The organism is Pseudomonas sp. MAFF 730105 (assembly GCF_055380705.1).
Genome location: NZ_AP018438.1, coordinates 4,646,618 through 4,664,070, shown reverse-complemented (window position 1 = coordinate 4,664,070; position 17,453 = coordinate 4,646,618). Strand labels below are relative to the sequence as shown.

The following is a 17,453-nucleotide window of genomic DNA, read 5'->3' as shown; positions in this document are numbered from 1 at the left end:
CTGACAGATGCACAAATCCCTTTGACTGGAGCCCGCCTACCATCGCCTGCTACCATTCGCCTCTTGTTTGATCTTCGCTTTTACCTTCTTTCCGAGACATGCCATGACCACCGTCCGTACCCGCATCGCGCCTTCGCCCACTGGCGATCCCCATGTCGGCACCGCTTACATCGCTTTGTTCAACTATTGCTTTGCCAAGCAGCACGGCGGTGAGTTCATCCTGCGGATCGAGGACACCGACCAGTTGCGTTCGACGCGCGAGTCCGAACAGCAGATTTTCGACGCCCTGCGCTGGCTCGGCATCGACTGGAGTGAGGGCCCGGACGTTGGCGGGCCGCACGGCCCGTATCGGCAGAGCGAGCGTGGCGATATCTACAAGCAGTATTGCCAGCAACTGGTGGACATGGGGCACGCGTTCCCATGCTTCTGCACCGCTGAAGAGCTGGACCAGATGCGCGCCGAGCAGATGGCTCGTGGCGAAACCCCACGCTACGACGGCCGCGCGTTGCTGCTGTCCAAGGAAGAAGTCGCCCGTCGCCTGGCTGCTGGCGAACCCCATGTGATCCGCATGAAGGTGCCGAGCGAAGGCGTCTGCGTGGTGCCGGACATGCTGCGTGGCGATGTCGAGATCCCGTGGGATCGCATGGACATGCAGGTGCTGATGAAGACCGACGGCTTGCCGACGTACTTCCTGGCGAACGTGGTCGACGATCACCTGATGGGCATCACCCATGTACTGCGTGGTGAAGAGTGGCTGCCATCGGCGCCAAAACTGATCCTGCTCTACGAATACTTCGGTTGGGAGCAACCGCAGTTGTGCTACATGCCGCTGCTGCGTAACCCGGACAAGAGCAAACTGTCCAAGCGCAAGAACCCGACCTCGGTGACGTTCTACGAGCGCATGGGCTTCATGCCCGAGGCGATGCTCAACTACCTGGGCCGCATGGGCTGGTCGATGCCGGACGAGCGCGAGAAGTTCTCGCTGCAGGAAATGGTCGAGCATTTCGACCTGTCGCGGGTGTCCCTGGGCGGTCCGATCTTCGATATCGAGAAGCTGTCCTGGCTCAACGGCCAGTGGCTGCGCGACCTGCCGGTGGAAGAGTTCGCCGCACGCGTGCAGAAGTGGGCATTGAACCCCGAGTACATGATGAAGATCGCTCCCCACGTGCAGGGCAGGGTGGAGACGTTCAGCCAGATCGCGCCGCTGGCCGGCTTCTTCTTTGCCGGCGGCGTGACGCCGGATGCGAAGCTGTTCGAGTCCAAGAAGCTCTCGGGCGATCAGGTGCGCCAGCTGATGCAACTGATCCTGTGGAAGCTCGAAAGCCTGCGCCAATGGGAAAAGGACAGCATCACCGCGACTATCCAGGCGGTGGTCGAATCCCTGGAGCTGAAATTGCGTGACGCCATGCCGCTGATGTTCGCCGCCATTACCGGCCAGGCCAGCTCGGTGTCGGTGCTTGATGCAATGGAAATCCTGGGGCCGGACCTGACCCGCTTCCGCCTGCGCCAGGCCATCGATCTGCTCGGTGGCGTGTCGAAGAAGGAAAACAAGGAGTGGGAAAAACTGCTGGGCGCGATTGCCTAAGCGGTCGTTAGGGCAGGGCATACCCCGGTTTTCCGGGGTTTGTCGGTAAGTGGTTGTTATCCCGGCAAAAAATTTTCAAATTTGTTGAAAATAAATTTGACAGCCCTCCGATACGCCCTTAAGATTCGCCCCGTCCTCAGCGATGAGGGGCTATAGCTCAGCTGGGAGAGCGCTTGCATGGCATGCAAGAGGTCGACGGTTCGATCCCGTCTAGCTCCACCAATTTACACTTCAAGGCCTGGCCACACCGGTCTTGAAGCGATCAACACTCAGCGTTGATCAGCAGTTAGAAGGGTTTGCGTCCCCTTCGTCTAGTGGCCTAGGACACCGCCCTTTCACGGCGGTAACAGGGGTTCGAGTCCCCTAGGGGACGCCAGTTTTACAGAAGCGATGTTGCAAAATGTCGCTCCGCCGCGAGGCGAAAAATCTGGGGCTATAGCTCAGCTGGGAGAGCGCTTGCATGGCATGCAAGAGGTCGACGGTTCGATCCCGTCTAGCTCCACCAATCGTCAGGTTCAAGGTCTGGCCACACCGGCCTTGAATCGATCAGTACTCAGCACTGATCAAGCAAGAAGGTTTGTGTCCCCTTCGTCTAGTGGCCTAGGACACCGCCCTTTCACGGCGGTAACAGGGGTTCGAGTCCCCTAGGGGACGCCACGATTACCCGCTCTGCGGGATTTTATAAGGGTCATTCAATTCTTGAATGGCCCTTTTGTTTGTCTGGCGTTCAGCCAATTCTCCTATCCTCGAAAAGACACTGCTGACCAGCGGACTGAGTTTCTGCTTGCGGAAAATTATTATGTGGATAATATTGTGATCGTAATATTCGGAGGCGACGATGAGCGATAAAAAAGCACAGACCCGTGAACGCATTATCAAGGCCGCCAGCGATGCGCTGATTCAGCGTGGTCCGGCCGAGCCGAGCGTGGGCGAGGTCATGGGCGCGGCCGGGCTGACGGTGGGCGGCTTCTACGCCCATTTCGAGAGCAAGGATGCGTTGATGCTGGAGGCTTTCAAGCAACTGCTCAGCCGGCGTCGCGGCCTGATCGCCGACATGGATGCCGAACTGACCGGCGAAGAGCGACGCGCCCTGGTGGCGGCGTTCTACCTGTCGCGCAAGCATCGGGACTCCACTGAGAACGCCTGTCCGATCCCTGCATCGATCGGTGAGTTGGGACGGCTGCCGGATCCGTTTCGTGAAGTGCTCAACGAACACATCGAATTAATGACCGCGCAATTGGCGGCCAGCCCGGAAGACGCCGACAAGGCTCTCGCCGACATTGCCTTGATGGTCGGTGGCCTGGCCCTGGCAAGGGCGTTGGGGCCGGGGGAGTTATCGGATCGTGTGCTGCGCGCCGCCAAATCTGCGGTGCGGTGAGCTAAGGCGCAAGCCGTGGGAGAAGAGCGATGGACAGATTGAGCTGGATTCGTGGCGTCAATGGCACGCTGGGTCGGGTGGCTCCGCGTTTGGTGGCAAGGAAAATGCGCGCGCTGTTCATGCATCCCCGGAACCTGCCACCACGGGACTGGGAATTGCCATTGCTGGCAAGCTCCGAGCGCATCACCTTGCGCTTTGGTCTTTCGGCCCTGCGCTGGGGCAAAGGCCCGACCGTCTTGATGATGCATGGTTGGGAAGGGCGGCCTACGCAGTTCGCCGCTTTGATTACGGCGCTGGTGGGCGCCGGTTATACGGTGGTGTCACTGGACGGCCCGGCCCATGGCCGTTCACCTGGCCGTGAGGCGAATCTCCTGTCATTCGCCAGGGCGATGCTCGAGGCCGCCGCGGAACTGCCGCCGCTGCAAGCGGTGATCGGGCATTCCATGGGCGGGGCCAGTGCCATGCTCGCGGTCCAGTTGGGGTTGCGCACCGAGACCCTGGTCAGCATCGCCGCACCCGCACGCATTCTTGGGGTGCTGCGTGGCTTCGCCCGGCTGGTGGGCCTGCCACCCCAGGCGCGTTCGGCGTTCATTCGTCAGGTGGAAAAGGACGTGGGCATGCGTGCCTCGAAGCTGGACGTCGCGCATTATCAGCTGGATGTGCCGGGGTTGATCGTCCACGCCGAGGACGACACCTCCGTCTCGGTCAACGAGTCGCAGTTGATTCATGAGGCCTGGTTTGACAGCCGCCTGCTGCGCTTGCCCCAGGGCGGGCACCAGCGGGTGCTGGCCGATCCCCGTGTCATCGATGGCGTGTTATCGCTGCTGGCCGGGCGCAATCTGCAGGCACGGCAATCGGCCTGAGTTGTGGGAGCTGGGCTGGCCCGCGATCGCGTCGGTATATTCGACATTGATGCAGTTTGACCCGCCGCTATCGCGGGCGAGCCCGGCTCCCACAGGGATCGGGTACACTGCCCCGATTCACATTCGACCGGGAGAGGGGCATGGGCTGGGATCGGGCAACACCGTTCATCATGGATCTTCAAGTAGCCGCCGAAGACATCGACGGGCTGGGCCACGCCAACAACGCCGTCTACGTCTCCTGGCTCGAACGCTGTGCCTGGCGCCATTCCCAGCGCCTGGGACTGGACCTGGCGGAGTACCGCCGACTGGACCGGGCGATGGCCGTGGTGCGTCATGAAGTCGATTACCTGGCGGCTGCCTACGAAGGCGACGAACTGCAACTGGCCACCTGGATCGTCGACTGGGACCAGCGACTGAAGATGACCCGGCATTTCCAGCTGATCCGCCCCAGCGACAACACCACCGTGCTGCGGGCGCAGACCACATTCGTCTGCATTGAGCTCTCCACCGGCAAGCCCAAGCGCATGCCGCCGGAGTTCATCGAAGGCTACGGCCCGGCGCTCGCGGCTCATGGTACATCCAGCATTCTCGCAAACTGATCCACCGCTATCGCGAGCAGGCTCGCTCCCACATCGGCCTAGGCCAGCAGACCCATGGCGGCCATCCATAGCCCCCTGTGGGAGCGAGCCTGCTCGCGATGGCGGAGGTACATCCAGCACACTGCAAACTGACCCACCACTATCGCAAGCACGCTTGCTCCCACAGAATCCGGTAAACTGCCGCACGTTTTTTCGTTGAGTGCGTTTTCCCATGCAAATTGCCCTGGCGCCCATGGAGGGGTTGGTCGACAACATCCTGCGGGACGTCCTGACACGCGTCGGCGGTATCGACTGGTGTGTGACCGAGTTCATTCGCGTCAATGACCGCCTGCTCACGCCGGCCTATTTCCACAAGCTCGCCCCGGAGCTGCTGACCGGCGCCCGGACCGCCGCCGGCGTGCCGCTGAGGGTGCAGTTGCTGGGCTCCGACCCGGTGTGCCTGGCGGAAAACGCTGCGTTGGCCTGTGAGTTGGGTTCGGAAGTCGTTGACCTGAATTTCGGCTGCCCGGCCAAGACGGTGAACAAGTCCAGGGGCGGCGCGGTATTGCTCAAGGAGCCGGAGCTGCTCAACGAAATCGTCGAACATGTCCGTCGCGCGGTGCCAAAGCACATTCCGGTCACCGCCAAGATGCGCCTGGGCTTCGACAGTCCGGACGGTGCGCTGGTCTGCGCCACGGCGCTGGCCGAAGGCGGGGCGGCGCACATCGTGGTGCACGCGCGGACCAAGACTGACGGCTACAAGCCGCCGGCCCATTGGGAGTGGATCCCCCGGGTGCAGGAAGTGGTCAAGGTGCCGGTGTTCGCCAATGGGGATATCTGGAGCGTCGAGGATTGGCGGCGTTGCCGTGAAATCAGCGGCGTAGAGGACATCATGCTCGGTCGTGGCCTCGTTTCCCGTCCGGACCTGGCCCGACAGATCGCCGCCGCCCGCGCTGGTGAAGAGGTGGTGCAGATGTCCTGGGCAGAGCTGCAACCGATGCTCCAGGATTTCTGGGTACAAGTGGTCGAACAGCTGACGCCGCGTCAGGCGCCCGGACGGTTGAAGCAGTGGCTGGCGATGCTGACCCGCAATTATCCTGAAGCGGTCGAGCTGTTTACCGCGCTGCGTCGGGAAACCGAGCTCGATGCCGTGGGCCATTTGCTGGGTGTGCAGCGCACCGAAGCGGCCTGAAAAAAATTTCGAAAAAAGCTCTTGAAAAGTATTTGGCGACCCTAGATAAGGGGTACGCGATGCCGAATTCGGGTCGCGGAGACAAAAAACCTTGCTGAAATTTTCAGGAGATTTGAATCATGAGTACTGCATTTTCGCTGGCCCCTCTGTTCCGTTCCTCGGTGGGCTTCGACCGTTTCAACGACCTGTTCGAAACCGCCCTGCGCAACGAACCGGGCAGCAGCTATCCACCCTACAACGTGGAAAAATACGGTGATGATGAATACCGTATCGTAGTCGCCGCCGCTGGCTTCCGGGAAGAAGACCTGGACCTGCAGGTGGAAAAAGGTGTGCTGACCATCAGCGGCGGTAAGCGCGAGGCCAGCAACGACAGCGTGACCTACCTGCATCAGGGTATCGCCCAGCGTGCATTCAAGCTGTCCTTCCGGTTGGCGGACCATATCGAGATCAAGTCCGCGGGCCTGAGCAACGGTCTGTTGAGCATCGACCTGTTGCGGGTGATTCCGGAGGAGGCGAAAGCCAAGCGCATCCCGATCAACGGTGCGCAGCAACAACCCGCGCTGCAGAACTGATGCATCGCAATTGAAAAAGGGCGCCGAAAGGGCGCCCTTTTTCATGCCGGTGATTTTATTGTGGCGAGGGGATTTATCCCCGCTGGGCTGCGTAGCAGCCCTAAAGTCAGGCAACTCGGTATGTCAGATGGATTGAGTCGGCAGCATGGGGCTGCTACGCAGCCCAGCGGGGATGAATCCCCTCGCCACAGAAGACAGCTGCACTCGTTACGGCAGCAACCGCTCGAACGCATCCAACGGCAACGGCCGGCTGTGCAGGTAACCCTGGTACAGATGGCAATCGAGCCCCTGCAGGAAGTGCAGTTGTTCCAGGGTTTCCACGCCTTCGGCAATCATTTCCAGGTTGAGGCTGCGGGCCATGGCGACGATGGCGCGGATGATCTCGGCGTCGTTGGGGTCGCTGGTGGCGTCGCGCACGAATGACTGGTCGATCTTCAGTGTGTCCACCGGCAGGCGCTTGAGGTAGGTCAGCGACGAATAACCGGTGCCGAAGTCATCCATGGCGAAGCTCACCCCCAACTTCTTGAGGCGGCGCATCTTGCCGATGGTGTCGTCCAGGTTCTGGATCACGATGCCTTCGGTGATTTCCAGTTTCAACATGGTGCAGGGCAGGCCGTGGATCGTGAGGCTGTTTTCGATGCGTTCGACGAAGTCGCTCTGACGAAACTGGCGCGGGCTGATGTTCACGCACAGGCTGAACCGCTGCGGATCGATCTTGCCCTTCGCAATCAATTGCTTGAAGCCATTGCAGGCTTCATCGAGGATCCAGGTGCCCACTTCCAGGATCAACCCGCTGTCTTCCAGGACCTTGATGAACTCGTTGGGCGACTGTGCGCCCAGTTCGGGATGATGCCAGCGCACCAGCGCTTCGGCACCGACGATACGGTTGTCCCGGGCGTCGACCTGAGGTTGGAAGTGCAGGCTGAACTCGTCGCGGGCCAGGGCCTGGCGCAGGTCGGTTTCCATGCGCAGCCGTTCACTGGCCGCCTTCTGCATGGTGGCGTGGAACATCTGCGAGGTGTTGCGCCCCGAATCCTTGGCGCGATAGAGCGCAATGTCTGCGCGCTTGAGCAGATCGGTCGGGGTGGAACCGTGGTCGGGAATCAGCGCCATGCCGATGCTGGGCGTGACCTGCAATCGCTGGCCGTCGAGGAACATCGGCTCTGAAAGTAGTTCGCGCAGGGTGTCGGCCAGCTTCTGCACCTGCTCGCTGACTTCGTTGCGGGTGCCTTCCAGGCCGCTGAGCAACACCACGAACTCGTCACCGCCCAGTCGTGCGACGGTGTCCTCCAGGCGAACGCTGGCTTCCAGGCGCGCGGTGATGATTTTCAGCACGGTGTCACCCACCGGGTGCCCCAGGGAGTCGTTGATGTGCTTGAAGTGGTCAAGATCGAGGAACAGCAGCGCACCGCGCAAATTATGGCGTTTGAGCAGGGCGATCTGCTGGCTGAGCCGGTCCATCAGCAAGGCCCGGTTGGGCAGGTTGGTCAGCGGATCGTGATAGGCCAGGTGACGGATCTGGGCTTCGGCGTTGCGCAGCAGGCTCACGTCCCGGGCGGTCAGCAACAGGCAGTCCGTTTCGTTGAGCATGATGGGCTCGACCGACACCTCAACCGTGAGCAATTCCCCACGTTTGTTGCGTCCGAGCATTTCCTGGTGGTGCACACGGCCCTTGAGTTGCAATTCGGCCAGCAGGGACGCGCGTTGTTTTTCCTCGGCCCAGATGCCCACCTCGTACACCGTGTGTCCTATCACCTCGTCGGAGCGGTAGCCGGTCAGGCGGCAGAAACCGTCGTTGACCTCAAGGTAGCGGCCGCTTTCGCGTTCGGTGATGGTGATGGCGTCAGGGCTGGAGTGGAACGCCTTGGCGAATTTCTCCTCGCTGGCCTTCAGGGCCGCTTCGGAGCGTTGTTGCTGGGTGATGTCCCGCAGGGTGGTGACGATGCAGGGCTGGTTGCTGACGTTGATCTGCCGGCTGGAGATCACGCAGGTCAGCGGCTGGCCGTTCTTGTGATGGACGACAATGGCAACGTTGTTCAGCGATTGCTCGCGAATCACCCGTTCGATGCGTTGCAGGCTGTTGCCCGAGGCGTCCCAGAGGCCGATTTCGTCGGCACTGCGGCCGATCACATCACTGGCGGACCAGCCGAAGGTCTGGGTGAAGCTGGAGTTGATTTCAAGGAAGCGGCTGCTTTCCTGGTGGGTGACGCAGATCGGATCGGGGCTGACCTGGAACAGCGTGGCGAATTTTTCCTCGGACGCCGCCAGGCTCTGCTCGCGCTGGACCTGATCGGTGATGTCCAGCAAGGTGCCGGCCATGCGCTGGGGGCTGCCGTCTTCGTTGCGGTAGAGGCGGGCGCGGCTCTCCAGGTAACGGGAGCTGCCATCCGGCAATTGCACGCGGTAGGTCAGTTGATAATTGCCCGCCGGGCCTTCGCGCAGGCTGCGATACGCATTGCGCATGTTGTTGCGCTCTTCGTCGGGCACCCCTTCGAAAAAAGCGTCGAATGATTCGTGGAACGGCTTGGGCTCCAGGCCATGGAGCTGCGCGGCACGGGCCGAGCCGTAGAGCATGCCGCTGGGTATGTGCCAGTCCCAAGTGCCCAACTGCGCCGAGTCGAGGGCCAGGTCGAGGCGTTCCTGGCTGTCCTTGAGGGCCAGTTCGGCCAGTTTGCGTTCAGTGGTGTCGAGAAACGTGCTCAGCAGATAGGGCTGCCCTTCAAGTTCGACCTTTTGCGCGCTGAGGATGCCGTTGTGGATCTGGCCGTTACTGGCGCGGAATTCCACCTCCATGCTCACCAGTTCGCCCTTGGCCTTGGTGGCTTCCACCAGTCTTGCCCGCTGGCTGGGATCGACCCATAAGCCCAGCTCCAGGGTGGTTCGGCCGATGACATCGTGCACCGGCCAGCCGAACAGGCTTTCGAAATACTGGTTGGCTTCGCTGATCAGCCCGTCTTCCTGGCGGGTCAGCAGCACCATGTTCGGGCAGAGGTGAAAGAGCGTGGCAAAGCGTTTCTCCGAGCTGCGCAAGGCCTGTTCGCGCTCGCGCTGGTGGGTGATCTCACGGATGACCCCGATCATGCGCGGGCGTCCGTGCTTGTCGGGCGATACGCTGCCGCTGATTTCCAACCAGTGCAGGCTGCCGTCGGGCCAGACAATGCGATGGTGCATCGCCTGTTCCAGCGGCGCGCCGGCCACGGCCGCGTGAAAGGCGCGGATGGCCTTGGTGCGGTCCTCGGGCAATAGCAGGTCCAGGTAATCCACATCCCCTGGCAGCGGTTGGCGCGGGTCGAAGCCGAACAGCGCCTGGGTGCCCCTGGACCAACTGATCCGCCCGGTATCGATGTCCCACGACCAGGCCCCCAGCCGCGCTCCGTTCAGCGCGGCCAGCAACTGCGGCGCGCTGTCCCAGCTTTGCTCCGACCGTTTCGGGTCAAGCGCCTGGATACGCGGCAGGGGCGGTAGATGGTCAGCGGGTTTGGGCATTATCTAGCGAGCCTTGGGCAGTGAGCGTTAAGCGCAGGCATTTTCGGCTCTATAGGAGTAGCACAACCTATGCCCTTGTCCCTGGCAGATCGATTTGTGCGTCCAATAAGGACATGAAAGCGCGCGCAGCATTCGACAGCGTCCGTTCAGTGTGCACGATATAGCCTAGCTGGCGACTGAGCTGTATGCCCGGCAAAGGGATGCGCGCCACCTGATCGTCGAGCATGGTGCGCGGCAGGACGCTCCAGGCCAGCCCGATGGAGACCATCATCTTTATGGTTTCCAGATAATTCGTGCTCATGGCGATGTTCGGTGTCAGGCCCTGGGCCTCGAACAGGCGCCGGACGATGTGGTGGGTAAAGGTGTTGCCCCCTGGAAAAACCGCGGGGTGCAGGGCGATGTCCGCCAGGCTGACCGCGCGGTTGTCCAGCAGCGCATGTTCCGGCGCCACCACGAAATCCAGGGGGTCGTCCCACACCGGCGTGGCACGCATCAGCGCATGCGGCTCGGGGGCGAGGGTGATGACCGCCAGTTCCGCCCGTCCGTGAAGAATTTCTTCGTAGGCCACTTCCGAATCCAGGAACTGAATGTCCAGGGCCACTTGTGGATAACGTCGGGTGAATTCCCTCAATAGAGGCGGTAGGCGATGCAGGCCGATGTGATGGCTGGTGGCGAGCGTCAGCCGGCCGGTGACTTCGCCGGTCAGGTTGGTCAGGGCGCGACGGGTATCGTCCAGCACATTGAGAATCTGATAGGCCCGTGGCAGCAGGGCCCGACCCGCCTCGGTCAGGCCGATTTCACGCCCCAGTCGATCGAACAGGCGGACGTTGAGCTGCTGTTCCAGCCCGGCGATGCGCTTGCTGATGGCCGGCTGGGTCAGGTGCAGGCGTTCACCGGCGCCGGAGAAACTGCCCGTCTCGGCAATGGCGATAAAGGCGTTGAGGTTGGCGAGGTCCATGGCAGTCTTTGTCGAATTCCTGTTGGTTATGCAAAGTATAAAAATTATGAATTTGAGTTATTTAATGTAGCCCCATACCATCAGCCTCACAAGCCAAAGGGTTATTGAGTCGTTCAAGACCCGGGGCATAGAAACAAGCTGATGAGGAACCGTCTGATGGCCGGCAAAACGCTCTACGACAAGCTCTGGGATTCGCATTTGGTCAAGCAGCGCGACGATGGCTCGGCGCTGATCTATATCGACCGTCACATCATCCACGAAGTGACCTCGCCACAAGCCTTCGAAGGGCTGCGCCTGGCCGGGCGCAAGCCATGGCGGATCGATGCCAACATCGCGACCCCGGACCACAACGTGCCGACCACCCCGGAGCGCAAGGGCGGTATCGAAGCCATTGTCGACCAGGTTTCGCGTTTGCAGGTCCAGACCCTCGATGACAACTGTGACGAATACGGCATCGTTGAATTCAAGATGAACGACGTACGCCAGGGCATCGTCCACGTCATCGGCCCGGAGCAGGGCGCGACCTTGCCCGGCATGACCGTGGTCTGCGGCGACTCCCACACCTCCACCCATGGCGCTTTTGGTGCCTTGGCCCACGGCATCGGCACCTCCGAGGTCGAGCATGTGCTCGCCACCCAGTGCCTGGTGGCCAAGAAAATGAAGAACATGCTGGTGCGCGTCGAGGGCAAGCTGCCGTTCGGCGTGACCGCCAAGGACATCGTCCTGGCTGTGATCGGCAAGATCGGCACCGCTGGCGGTAACGGCCATGCCATCGAGTTCGCCGGCAGCGCGATCCGCGACCTGTCCGTCGAAGGCCGCATGACCATCTGCAACATGTCCATCGAAGCCGGTGCCCGCGTGGGCCTGGTGGCTGCCGATGAAAAGACCGTCGAGTACGTCAAGGGTCGTCCGTTCGCCCCGAAAGGCGCCGAGTGGGACCTGGCGGTAGAGGCCTGGAAAGACCTGGTGTCCGACGCCGACGCCAGGTTCGACACGGTGGTCGAGCTCGATGCCACTCAGATCAAGCCGCAGGTCAGCTGGGGCACTTCGCCCGAGATGGTCCTGGCGGTGGATCAGAAGGTGCCGGATCCGGCCAAGGAAATGGACCTGGTCAAGCGCGACTCCATCGTGCGCGCCTTGAAGTACATGGGCTTGAGCGCGAACCAGGCGATCACCGACATTCAGCTCGACCGCGTGTTCATCGGTTCCTGCACTAACTCGCGGATCGAAGACCTGCGCGCCGCAGCAGTGATTGCCAAGGGCCGCAAGGTCGCCTCGACCATCAAACAGGCCATCGTGGTGCCGGGTTCGGGCCTGGTGAAGGCCCAGGCCGAAGCGGAAGGGCTGGACAAGGTGTTCATCGAAGCCGGTTTCGAATGGCGTGAGCCAGGGTGCTCGATGTGCCTGGCGATGAACCCGGACCGCCTGGAGTCGGGCGAGCATTGCGCCTCTACCTCCAACCGTAACTTCGAAGGCCGTCAGGGCGCCGGTGGGCGTACCCACCTGGTCAGCCCGGCCATGGCCGCGGCGGCTGCCGTCAACGGCCGTTTCGTCGACGTTCGTGAATTGATCTGAAGGAGAGCGCAGCATGAAAGCTTTTACCCAGCACACTGGTCTTGTCGCGCCTCTGGATCGTGCCAACGTCGACACCGACCAGATCATTCCCAAGCAATTCCTGAAGTCCATCAAGCGCACCGGCTTCGGTCCGAACCTGTTCGACGAATGGCGTTACCTGGATGTGGGCCAGCCCTACCAGGACAACTCCAAGCGGCCGCTGAACAAGGACTTCGTGCTCAACGCCGAGCGCTACCAGGGCGCCAGCGTGTTGCTGGCCCGGGAGAACTTCGGTTGCGGTTCGAGCCGCGAACACGCGCCTTGGGCCCTTGAAGAGTACGGCTTCCGCAGCATCATCGCGCCTAGCTACGCCGACATCTTCTTCAACAACAGCTTCAAGAACGGTTTGCTGCCGATCATCCTCAGCGATGCTGAAGTGGACGAGCTGTTCCAGCAGGTCGAGGCCAACTCGGGCTACCAGTTGCAGATCGACCTCGCAGCCCAGACCGTGACCCGTCCCGACGGCAAGGTGTTGAGCTTCGAGATCGATGCGTTTCGCAAACATTGCCTGCTCAACGGGCTGGACGACATCGGTTTGACCCTGCAGGACAGCGAGGCGATTGCCGCGTTCGAAGCGAAGCATCGGGCGAGCCAGCCTTGGTTGTTTCGCGATGCTTGATTTCGCGTAAGGCGTGACAACGCTATCGCGAGCAGGCTCGCTCCCACATTGGATTTTCGGTGTACCCAAAACCCTGTGGGAGCGAGCCCGCTCGCGAAGAGGCCAGCCCAGGCACTACAACACCCTAAGGACATCCCATGACCAGCACCGCCCACAGTCAGGTTGTACAAAAGCAATTCGGTGAACAGGCCTCGGCCTATCTGAGCAGTGGCGTGCACGCCCAGGGCGCCGAGTTCGCGCTGCTGCAGGCGGCACTGGCGGGGAAGGACAATGCCCGTGTGCTGGACCTGGGATGCGGCGCCGGCCACGTGAGTTTTCACGTGGCGTCATTGGCCGGTGAAGTGGTGGCCTACGACCTGTCCCAGCAGATGCTGGACGTGGTGGCCACGGCGGCAGTGGAGCGTGGCTTGGGTAACATCGCCACGGTGTGCGGTGCCGCCGAGCGCTTGCCGTTCGCCGATGGCGAGTTCGACTTCGTGTTCAGCCGCTATTCGGCGCATCATTGGAGCGACCTGGGTTTGGCGTTGCGCGAAGTGCGCCGCGTGCTCAAGCGGGGTGGGGTGATGGCGTTCATTGATGTCCTGTCGCCCGGCACGCCGTTGCTGGATACCTACCTGCAAAGCGTCGAAGTACTGCGCGACACCAGCCATGTGCGTGACTATTCGGCCGCCGAGTGGCTGCGCCAGGTCAGCGAAGCGGGGCTGCAGGTGAGCAGCACCTCTCGCCAACGCTTGCGCCTGGAATACCACTCCTGGGTCGAGCGCATGCGCACACCCGAGGTAATGCGTGGTGCGATTCTCGAGCTGCAACGCGCGATGGGCGATGAAGTGCGTGAATATTTCGAAATTGAGGCCGATGGTTCTTTCAGTACGGATGTACTGGTGCTGTGGGCCGAGCGATAGCATTTTTCCTGGTGCCCGGAAGTAGAAAACCTGGCGCGCCGGTACAACAAACGAGGAAAGCATGAGCAAGCAGATTCTGATTCTCCCAGGCGACGGTATTGGCCCGGAAATCATGGCCGAAGCGGTCAAGGTCCTGGAACTGGCGAACGACAAGTACGGCCTGGGCTTCGAGCTCAGCCACGACGTGATCGGCGGTGCTGCCATCGACAAGCACGGCGTGCCCCTGGCCGATGAAACCCTGGACCGTGCACGCGCGGCCGATGCGGTGCTGCTGGGTGCCGTGGGTGGCCCGAAATGGGACAAGATCGAGCGCGACATCCGCCCCGAGCGCGGCTTGCTGAAGATCCGTGCGCAACTGGGCCTGTTCGGCAACCTGCGCCCGGCGATCCTCTATCCGCAACTGGCCGACGCTTCGAGCCTGAAGCCGGAAATCGTTTCGGGCCTGGATATCCTTATCGTCCGTGAACTGACCGGCGGTATCTACTTCGGTGCCCCGCGTGGTACTCGCGAGTTGGATAATGGCGAGCGTCAGGCCTACGACACCCTGCCGTACAGCGAGAGCGAAATCCGCCGTATCGCCCGGGTCGGCTTCGACATGGCCCGCGTGCGTGGCAAGAAGCTGTGCTCGGTGGACAAGGCCAACGTGCTGGCGTCCAGCCAACTGTGGCGCGAAGTGGTCGAGCAGGTGGCCAAGGATTACCCGGACATCGAACTGAGCCACATGTACGTCGACAACGCCGCGATGCAACTGGTGCGCGCACCGAAGCAGTTCGACGTGATCGTCACTGACAACATGTTCGGCGACATCCTGTCTGACGAAGCGTCGATGCTCACCGGTTCCATCGGCATGCTGCCGTCGGCCTCCCTGGATGCCAACAACAAAGGCATGTACGAGCCGTGCCACGGTTCGGCGCCGGACATTGCCGGGCAGGGCATTGCCAACCCGTTGGCGACTATCCTGTCGGTGTCGATGATGCTGCGCTACAGCTTCAACCTCAATGACGCCGCCGATGCCATTGAAAAGGCCGTCAGCGTGGTGTTGGACCAGGGTTTGCGCACCGGCGACATCTGGTCGGCCGGTTGTACCAAAGTCGGTACGCAGCAAATGGGCGACGCGGTAGTCGCCGCGCTGCGGAATCTGTAATCTCTCCGGTCCACCGCTTCGACGGTGGCCCACTTTTGTATAGGTGCAGTTGCGATGAAACGTGTAGGTCTGATCGGTTGGCGGGGCATGGTCGGTTCCGTGCTCATGCAGCGAATGCTGGAAGAGCAGGATTTCGATCTCATCGAGCCGGTGTTCTTCACCACTTCCAATGTCGGTGGCCAGGGCCCGTCCGTGGGCAAGGACACCGGTGCGCTCAAGGATGCCTACAGCATTGAAGAGCTCAAGACCCTCGATGTGATCCTGACGTGCCAGGGCGGCGACTACACCAGCGAAGTCTTCCCGAAACTGCGCGAGGCCGGTTGGCAGGGCTACTGGATCGACGCTGCTTCCAGCCTGCGCATGCAGGACGACGCGGTGATCATCCTCGACCCGGTCAACCGCAAGGTCATCGACCAGCAACTGGACGCCGGCACCAAGAACTACATCGGCGGCAACTGCACCGTCAGCCTGATGCTGATGGGCCTGGGCGGTCTGTTCGAAGCCGGTCTGGTGGAGTGGATGAGCGCCATGACCTATCAGGCGGCTTCCGGTGCCGGCGCGCAGAACATGCGTGAGCTGATCAAGCAGATGGGCGCGACCCACGCCGCCGTCGCCGATGACCTGGCCAACCCGGCCAGCGCCATCCTGGACATCGACCGCAAGGTCGCCGAGGCGATGCGCAGCGATGCCTACCCGACCGAGAACTTCGGTGTGCCGCTGGCCGGCAGCCTGATTCCTTGGATCGACAAGGAGCTGCCGAACGGTCAGAGCCGCGAAGAGTGGAAGGCCCAGGCCGAAACCAACAAGATCCTCGGTCGCTTCAAGAGCCCGATCCCGGTGGACGGTATTTGCGTGCGCATCGGTGCCATGCGCTGCCACAGCCAGGCGCTGACCATCAAGCTGAACAAGGACGTGCCGATCGCCGACATCGAAGGGTTGATCAGCCAGCACAATCCTTGGGTCAAGCTGGTGCCGAACAACCGCGAAACCAGCATGCAGGAGCTGAGCCCGACCAAGGTCACCGGCACCCTGAACGTACCGGTGGGACGCCTGCGCAAGCTGAACATGGGCTCGCAATTCGTCGGTGCCTTCACCGTCGGCGACCAACTGCTGTGGGGCGCGGCCGAACCGCTGCGTCGCATGCTGCGGATCTTGCTCGAGCGTTGACCGTTGCTGCTGTGAAAGAACCCGTGCCTTGTGAGAGGTGCGGGTTTTTTTATGGGTGTTGCATCGGCAGTGAGATCGCCATCGCGAGCAAGCTATGCCCCCACAATGAAGCTCTCACAGTGGGTCTTCAATGAGCACCGGGCTTGTGGGAGCAAGGCTTGCCCGCGATTTGGTTGATGCAGTCAGCGCAAGAACTCCCCGCCAATTGCCTGCATACCAGCCACCCGGTAAAGTGCCGCTCCCCACGCATTACCCGAGGTAGACCCCATGAGCCAGTCCTTTGACATCGCCGTGATCGGCGCCACCGGTACGGTCGGCGAAACCCTCGTCCAGATCCTCGAAGAGCGGGATTTTCCCGTTGGCAACCTGCACCTGCTGGCCAGCAGTGAGTCGGCAGGCAGTTCGGTGATGTTCCGCAACAAAAACGTGCGGGTACGAGAAGTCGACGAGTTCGATTTCAGCAAAGTGCAGTTGGTATTTTTCGCGGCCGGTCCGGCGGTGACCCTGAGCTTCGCCCCGCGTGCCACGGCCGCCGGTTGCGCGCTCATCGACCTGTCCGGTGCCCTGCCGCCGGAACAGGCACCGCAGATCGTGCCGGAAGCCAACGCCCAGGTGCTGGCGGGCCTCGGCAAGCCGTTCCAGGTCAGCAGCCCGAGTGCATCGGCCACCGCACTGGCCGTGGCGCTGGCCCCGTTGCGCGGATGCCTGGATCTACAGCGCATCAGCCTGACCGCCAGCCTCGCCGTGTCGGCCCAGGGTCGAGTCGCCGTGAGCGAGTTGGCGCGCCAGACCGCCGAGTTGCTCAACGCCCGTCCACTGGAGCCGACCTTCTTCGACCGGCAGATGGCGTTCAACCTGTTGGCCCAGGTCGGTACCCCGGACGAACAGGGCCATACACCGCTGGAAAAACGCCTGGTGCGTGAGTTGCGCCAGGTGCTGGATCAACCTTTGTTAAAGATTTCCGTCACTTGCATTCAAGCCCCGGTGTTTTTTGGCGATAGCTTTAGCGTGACCGTGCAGTCTGCGAACGCCGTCGACCTGAAGAAAGTCAACGCGGCCCTGGAAGCGGCCCCCGGCATCGAACTGGTGGAGGAGGGCGACTACCCGACGCCGGTTGGCGATGCGGTGGGGCAGGATGTGGTTTATGTAGGGCGTGTGCGCGGCGGTATCGACGATCCGACGGAACTGAATATGTGGCTGACGACGGATAACGTGCGCAAGGGCGCGGCGCTCAACGCAGTGCAGGTGGCGGAGTTGTTGATAAAAGACCTGCTGTAAAAGATACTTGGCAACAATTTGTCGAATGATTCTAGGCGGGCGCTATGCTTGGCCTGGACGCTGAAGGCGAAAATCTCCCGCTGGGGACGTTCCCGGGCATGAGTAGAAACGATCGTG

Annotated in this window: 14 protein-coding genes and 4 tRNA genes; 16 read left to right on the top strand and 2 right to left on the bottom strand. The window is 61.7% G+C overall.

Going from position 1 to position 17,453, the window contains the following annotated elements:
- Positions 1 to 103: 103 nt before the first annotated feature.
- From gltX to PCOSP_RS20030, 10 genes are all read left to right on the top strand, one after another.
- Positions 104 to 1,585: a glutamate--tRNA ligase gene (gene gltX, locus PCOSP_RS20075; protein WP_041023763.1), complete on the top strand. Its 1,482-nt coding sequence runs from the start codon at positions 104 to 106 to the stop codon at positions 1,583 to 1,585.
- Positions 1,586 to 1,731: 146 nt separating this feature from the next.
- Positions 1,732 to 1,807 (top strand) — tRNA-Ala (locus PCOSP_RS20070).
- Between the two features lie 78 nt (positions 1,808 to 1,885).
- Positions 1,886 to 1,961 (top strand) — tRNA-Glu (locus PCOSP_RS20065).
- A 53-nt stretch (positions 1,962 to 2,014) separates the two neighbouring features.
- Positions 2,015 to 2,090, top strand: a tRNA-Ala gene (locus PCOSP_RS20060).
- 76 nt (positions 2,091 to 2,166) lie between these two features.
- Positions 2,167 to 2,242: transfer RNA gene (locus PCOSP_RS20055), tRNA-Glu, on the top strand.
- A 181-nt stretch (positions 2,243 to 2,423) separates the two neighbouring features.
- Positions 2,424 to 2,963 (top strand): TetR/AcrR family transcriptional regulator, encoded by a 540-nt coding sequence (locus tag PCOSP_RS20050; RefSeq protein ID WP_139644618.1) that lies wholly within the window; start codon positions 2,424 to 2,426, stop codon positions 2,961 to 2,963.
- Positions 2,964 to 2,992: 29 nt separating this feature from the next.
- Entirely contained in the window at positions 2,993 to 3,826 is an 834-nt protein-coding gene (locus PCOSP_RS20045; protein ID WP_139644616.1) for an alpha/beta fold hydrolase, read from the top strand.
- 140 nt (positions 3,827 to 3,966) lie between these two features.
- The gene (locus PCOSP_RS20040) at positions 3,967 to 4,425 is read left to right on the top strand and encodes an acyl-CoA thioesterase (protein WP_464709399.1); all 459 of its coding nucleotides are present in this window, start codon (positions 3,967 to 3,969) and stop codon (positions 4,423 to 4,425) included.
- A 211-nt stretch (positions 4,426 to 4,636) separates the two neighbouring features.
- Positions 4,637 to 5,596, top strand: coding sequence for a tRNA dihydrouridine synthase (locus PCOSP_RS20035; RefSeq protein WP_024779169.1), 960 nt, complete (start codon positions 4,637 to 4,639; stop codon positions 5,594 to 5,596).
- Between the two features lie 119 nt (positions 5,597 to 5,715).
- Entirely contained in the window at positions 5,716 to 6,168 is a 453-nt protein-coding gene (locus PCOSP_RS20030) for an Hsp20 family protein (protein WP_047700569.1), read from the top strand.
- Between the two features lie 207 nt (positions 6,169 to 6,375).
- Here PCOSP_RS20030 and PCOSP_RS20025 read toward each other — a convergent pair whose 3' ends face one another.
- Both PCOSP_RS20025 and PCOSP_RS20020 read right to left on the bottom strand, forming a co-directional pair.
- Entirely contained in the window at positions 6,376 to 9,654 is a 3,279-nt protein-coding gene (locus tag PCOSP_RS20025; RefSeq protein WP_139644611.1) for an EAL domain-containing protein, read from the bottom strand.
- Between the two features lie 67 nt (positions 9,655 to 9,721).
- Positions 9,722 to 10,612: a LysR family transcriptional regulator gene (locus tag PCOSP_RS20020; protein WP_175363729.1), complete on the bottom strand. Its 891-nt coding sequence runs from the start codon at positions 10,610 to 10,612 to the stop codon at positions 9,722 to 9,724.
- A 156-nt stretch (positions 10,613 to 10,768) separates the two neighbouring features.
- Here PCOSP_RS20020 and leuC point away from each other — a divergent pair, with 156 nt between their 5' ends.
- The 6 genes from leuC (at position 10,769) to PCOSP_RS19990 (ending at position 17,336) form a co-directional block, all read left to right on the top strand.
- Positions 10,769 to 12,187 carry a 3-isopropylmalate dehydratase large subunit gene (leuC, locus tag PCOSP_RS20015; RefSeq protein ID WP_139644606.1) on the top strand — a complete coding sequence of 473 codons (1,419 nt, stop codon included), beginning with the start codon at positions 10,769 to 10,771 and terminating at the stop codon, positions 12,185 to 12,187.
- A 13-nt stretch (positions 12,188 to 12,200) separates the two neighbouring features.
- On the top strand, positions 12,201 to 12,845 hold the full coding sequence (gene leuD, locus PCOSP_RS20010) for a 3-isopropylmalate dehydratase small subunit (protein ID WP_464709398.1): 645 nt from the start codon (positions 12,201 to 12,203) through the stop codon (positions 12,843 to 12,845).
- 137 nt (positions 12,846 to 12,982) lie between these two features.
- Positions 12,983 to 13,747, top strand: coding sequence for a class I SAM-dependent methyltransferase (locus tag PCOSP_RS20005; protein WP_464709397.1), 765 nt, complete (start codon positions 12,983 to 12,985; stop codon positions 13,745 to 13,747).
- A gap of 61 nt (positions 13,748 to 13,808) precedes the next feature.
- Positions 13,809 to 14,891 carry a 3-isopropylmalate dehydrogenase gene (gene leuB / locus PCOSP_RS20000; protein WP_139644601.1) on the top strand — a complete coding sequence of 361 codons (1,083 nt, stop codon included), beginning with the start codon at positions 13,809 to 13,811 and terminating at the stop codon, positions 14,889 to 14,891.
- Positions 14,892 to 14,945: 54 nt separating this feature from the next.
- Positions 14,946 to 16,058 carry an aspartate-semialdehyde dehydrogenase gene (gene asd / locus PCOSP_RS19995; RefSeq protein ID WP_024779161.1) on the top strand — a complete coding sequence of 371 codons (1,113 nt, stop codon included), beginning with the start codon at positions 14,946 to 14,948 and terminating at the stop codon, positions 16,056 to 16,058.
- Between the two features lie 267 nt (positions 16,059 to 16,325).
- Entirely contained in the window at positions 16,326 to 17,336 is a 1,011-nt protein-coding gene (locus PCOSP_RS19990) for an aspartate-semialdehyde dehydrogenase (RefSeq protein WP_175363731.1), read from the top strand.
- Positions 17,337 to 17,453 lie beyond the last annotated feature (117 nt).

Bases quoted from the DNA above. Each gene is read 5' to 3' on its own strand.
- gltX (WP_041023763.1), top strand. From the start codon at position 104: ATGACCACCGTCCGTACCCGCATCGCGCCTTCGCCCACTGGCGATCCC.
- PCOSP_RS20050 (WP_139644618.1), top strand. From the start codon at position 2,424: ATGAGCGATAAAAAAGCACAGACCCGTGAACGCATTATCAAGGCCGCC.
- PCOSP_RS20045 (WP_139644616.1), top strand. From the start codon at position 2,993: ATGGACAGATTGAGCTGGATTCGTGGCGTCAATGGCACGCTGGGTCGG.
- PCOSP_RS20040 (WP_464709399.1), top strand. From the start codon at position 3,967: ATGGGCTGGGATCGGGCAACACCGTTCATCATGGATCTTCAAGTAGCC.
- PCOSP_RS20035 (WP_024779169.1), top strand. From the start codon at position 4,637: ATGCAAATTGCCCTGGCGCCCATGGAGGGGTTGGTCGACAACATCCTG.
- PCOSP_RS20030 (WP_047700569.1), top strand. From the start codon at position 5,716: ATGAGTACTGCATTTTCGCTGGCCCCTCTGTTCCGTTCCTCGGTGGGC.
- PCOSP_RS20025 (WP_139644611.1), bottom strand. From the start codon at position 9,654: ATGCCCAAACCCGCTGACCATCTACCGCCCCTGCCGCGTATCCAGGCG.
- PCOSP_RS20020 (WP_175363729.1), bottom strand. From the start codon at position 10,612: ATGGACCTCGCCAACCTCAACGCCTTTATCGCCATTGCCGAGACGGGC.
- leuC (WP_139644606.1), top strand. From the start codon at position 10,769: ATGGCCGGCAAAACGCTCTACGACAAGCTCTGGGATTCGCATTTGGTC.
- leuD (WP_464709398.1), top strand. From the start codon at position 12,201: ATGAAAGCTTTTACCCAGCACACTGGTCTTGTCGCGCCTCTGGATCGT.
- PCOSP_RS20005 (WP_464709397.1), top strand. From the start codon at position 12,983: ATGACCAGCACCGCCCACAGTCAGGTTGTACAAAAGCAATTCGGTGAA.
- leuB (WP_139644601.1), top strand. From the start codon at position 13,809: ATGAGCAAGCAGATTCTGATTCTCCCAGGCGACGGTATTGGCCCGGAA.
- asd (WP_024779161.1), top strand. From the start codon at position 14,946: ATGAAACGTGTAGGTCTGATCGGTTGGCGGGGCATGGTCGGTTCCGTG.
- PCOSP_RS19990 (WP_175363731.1), top strand. From the start codon at position 16,326: ATGAGCCAGTCCTTTGACATCGCCGTGATCGGCGCCACCGGTACGGTC.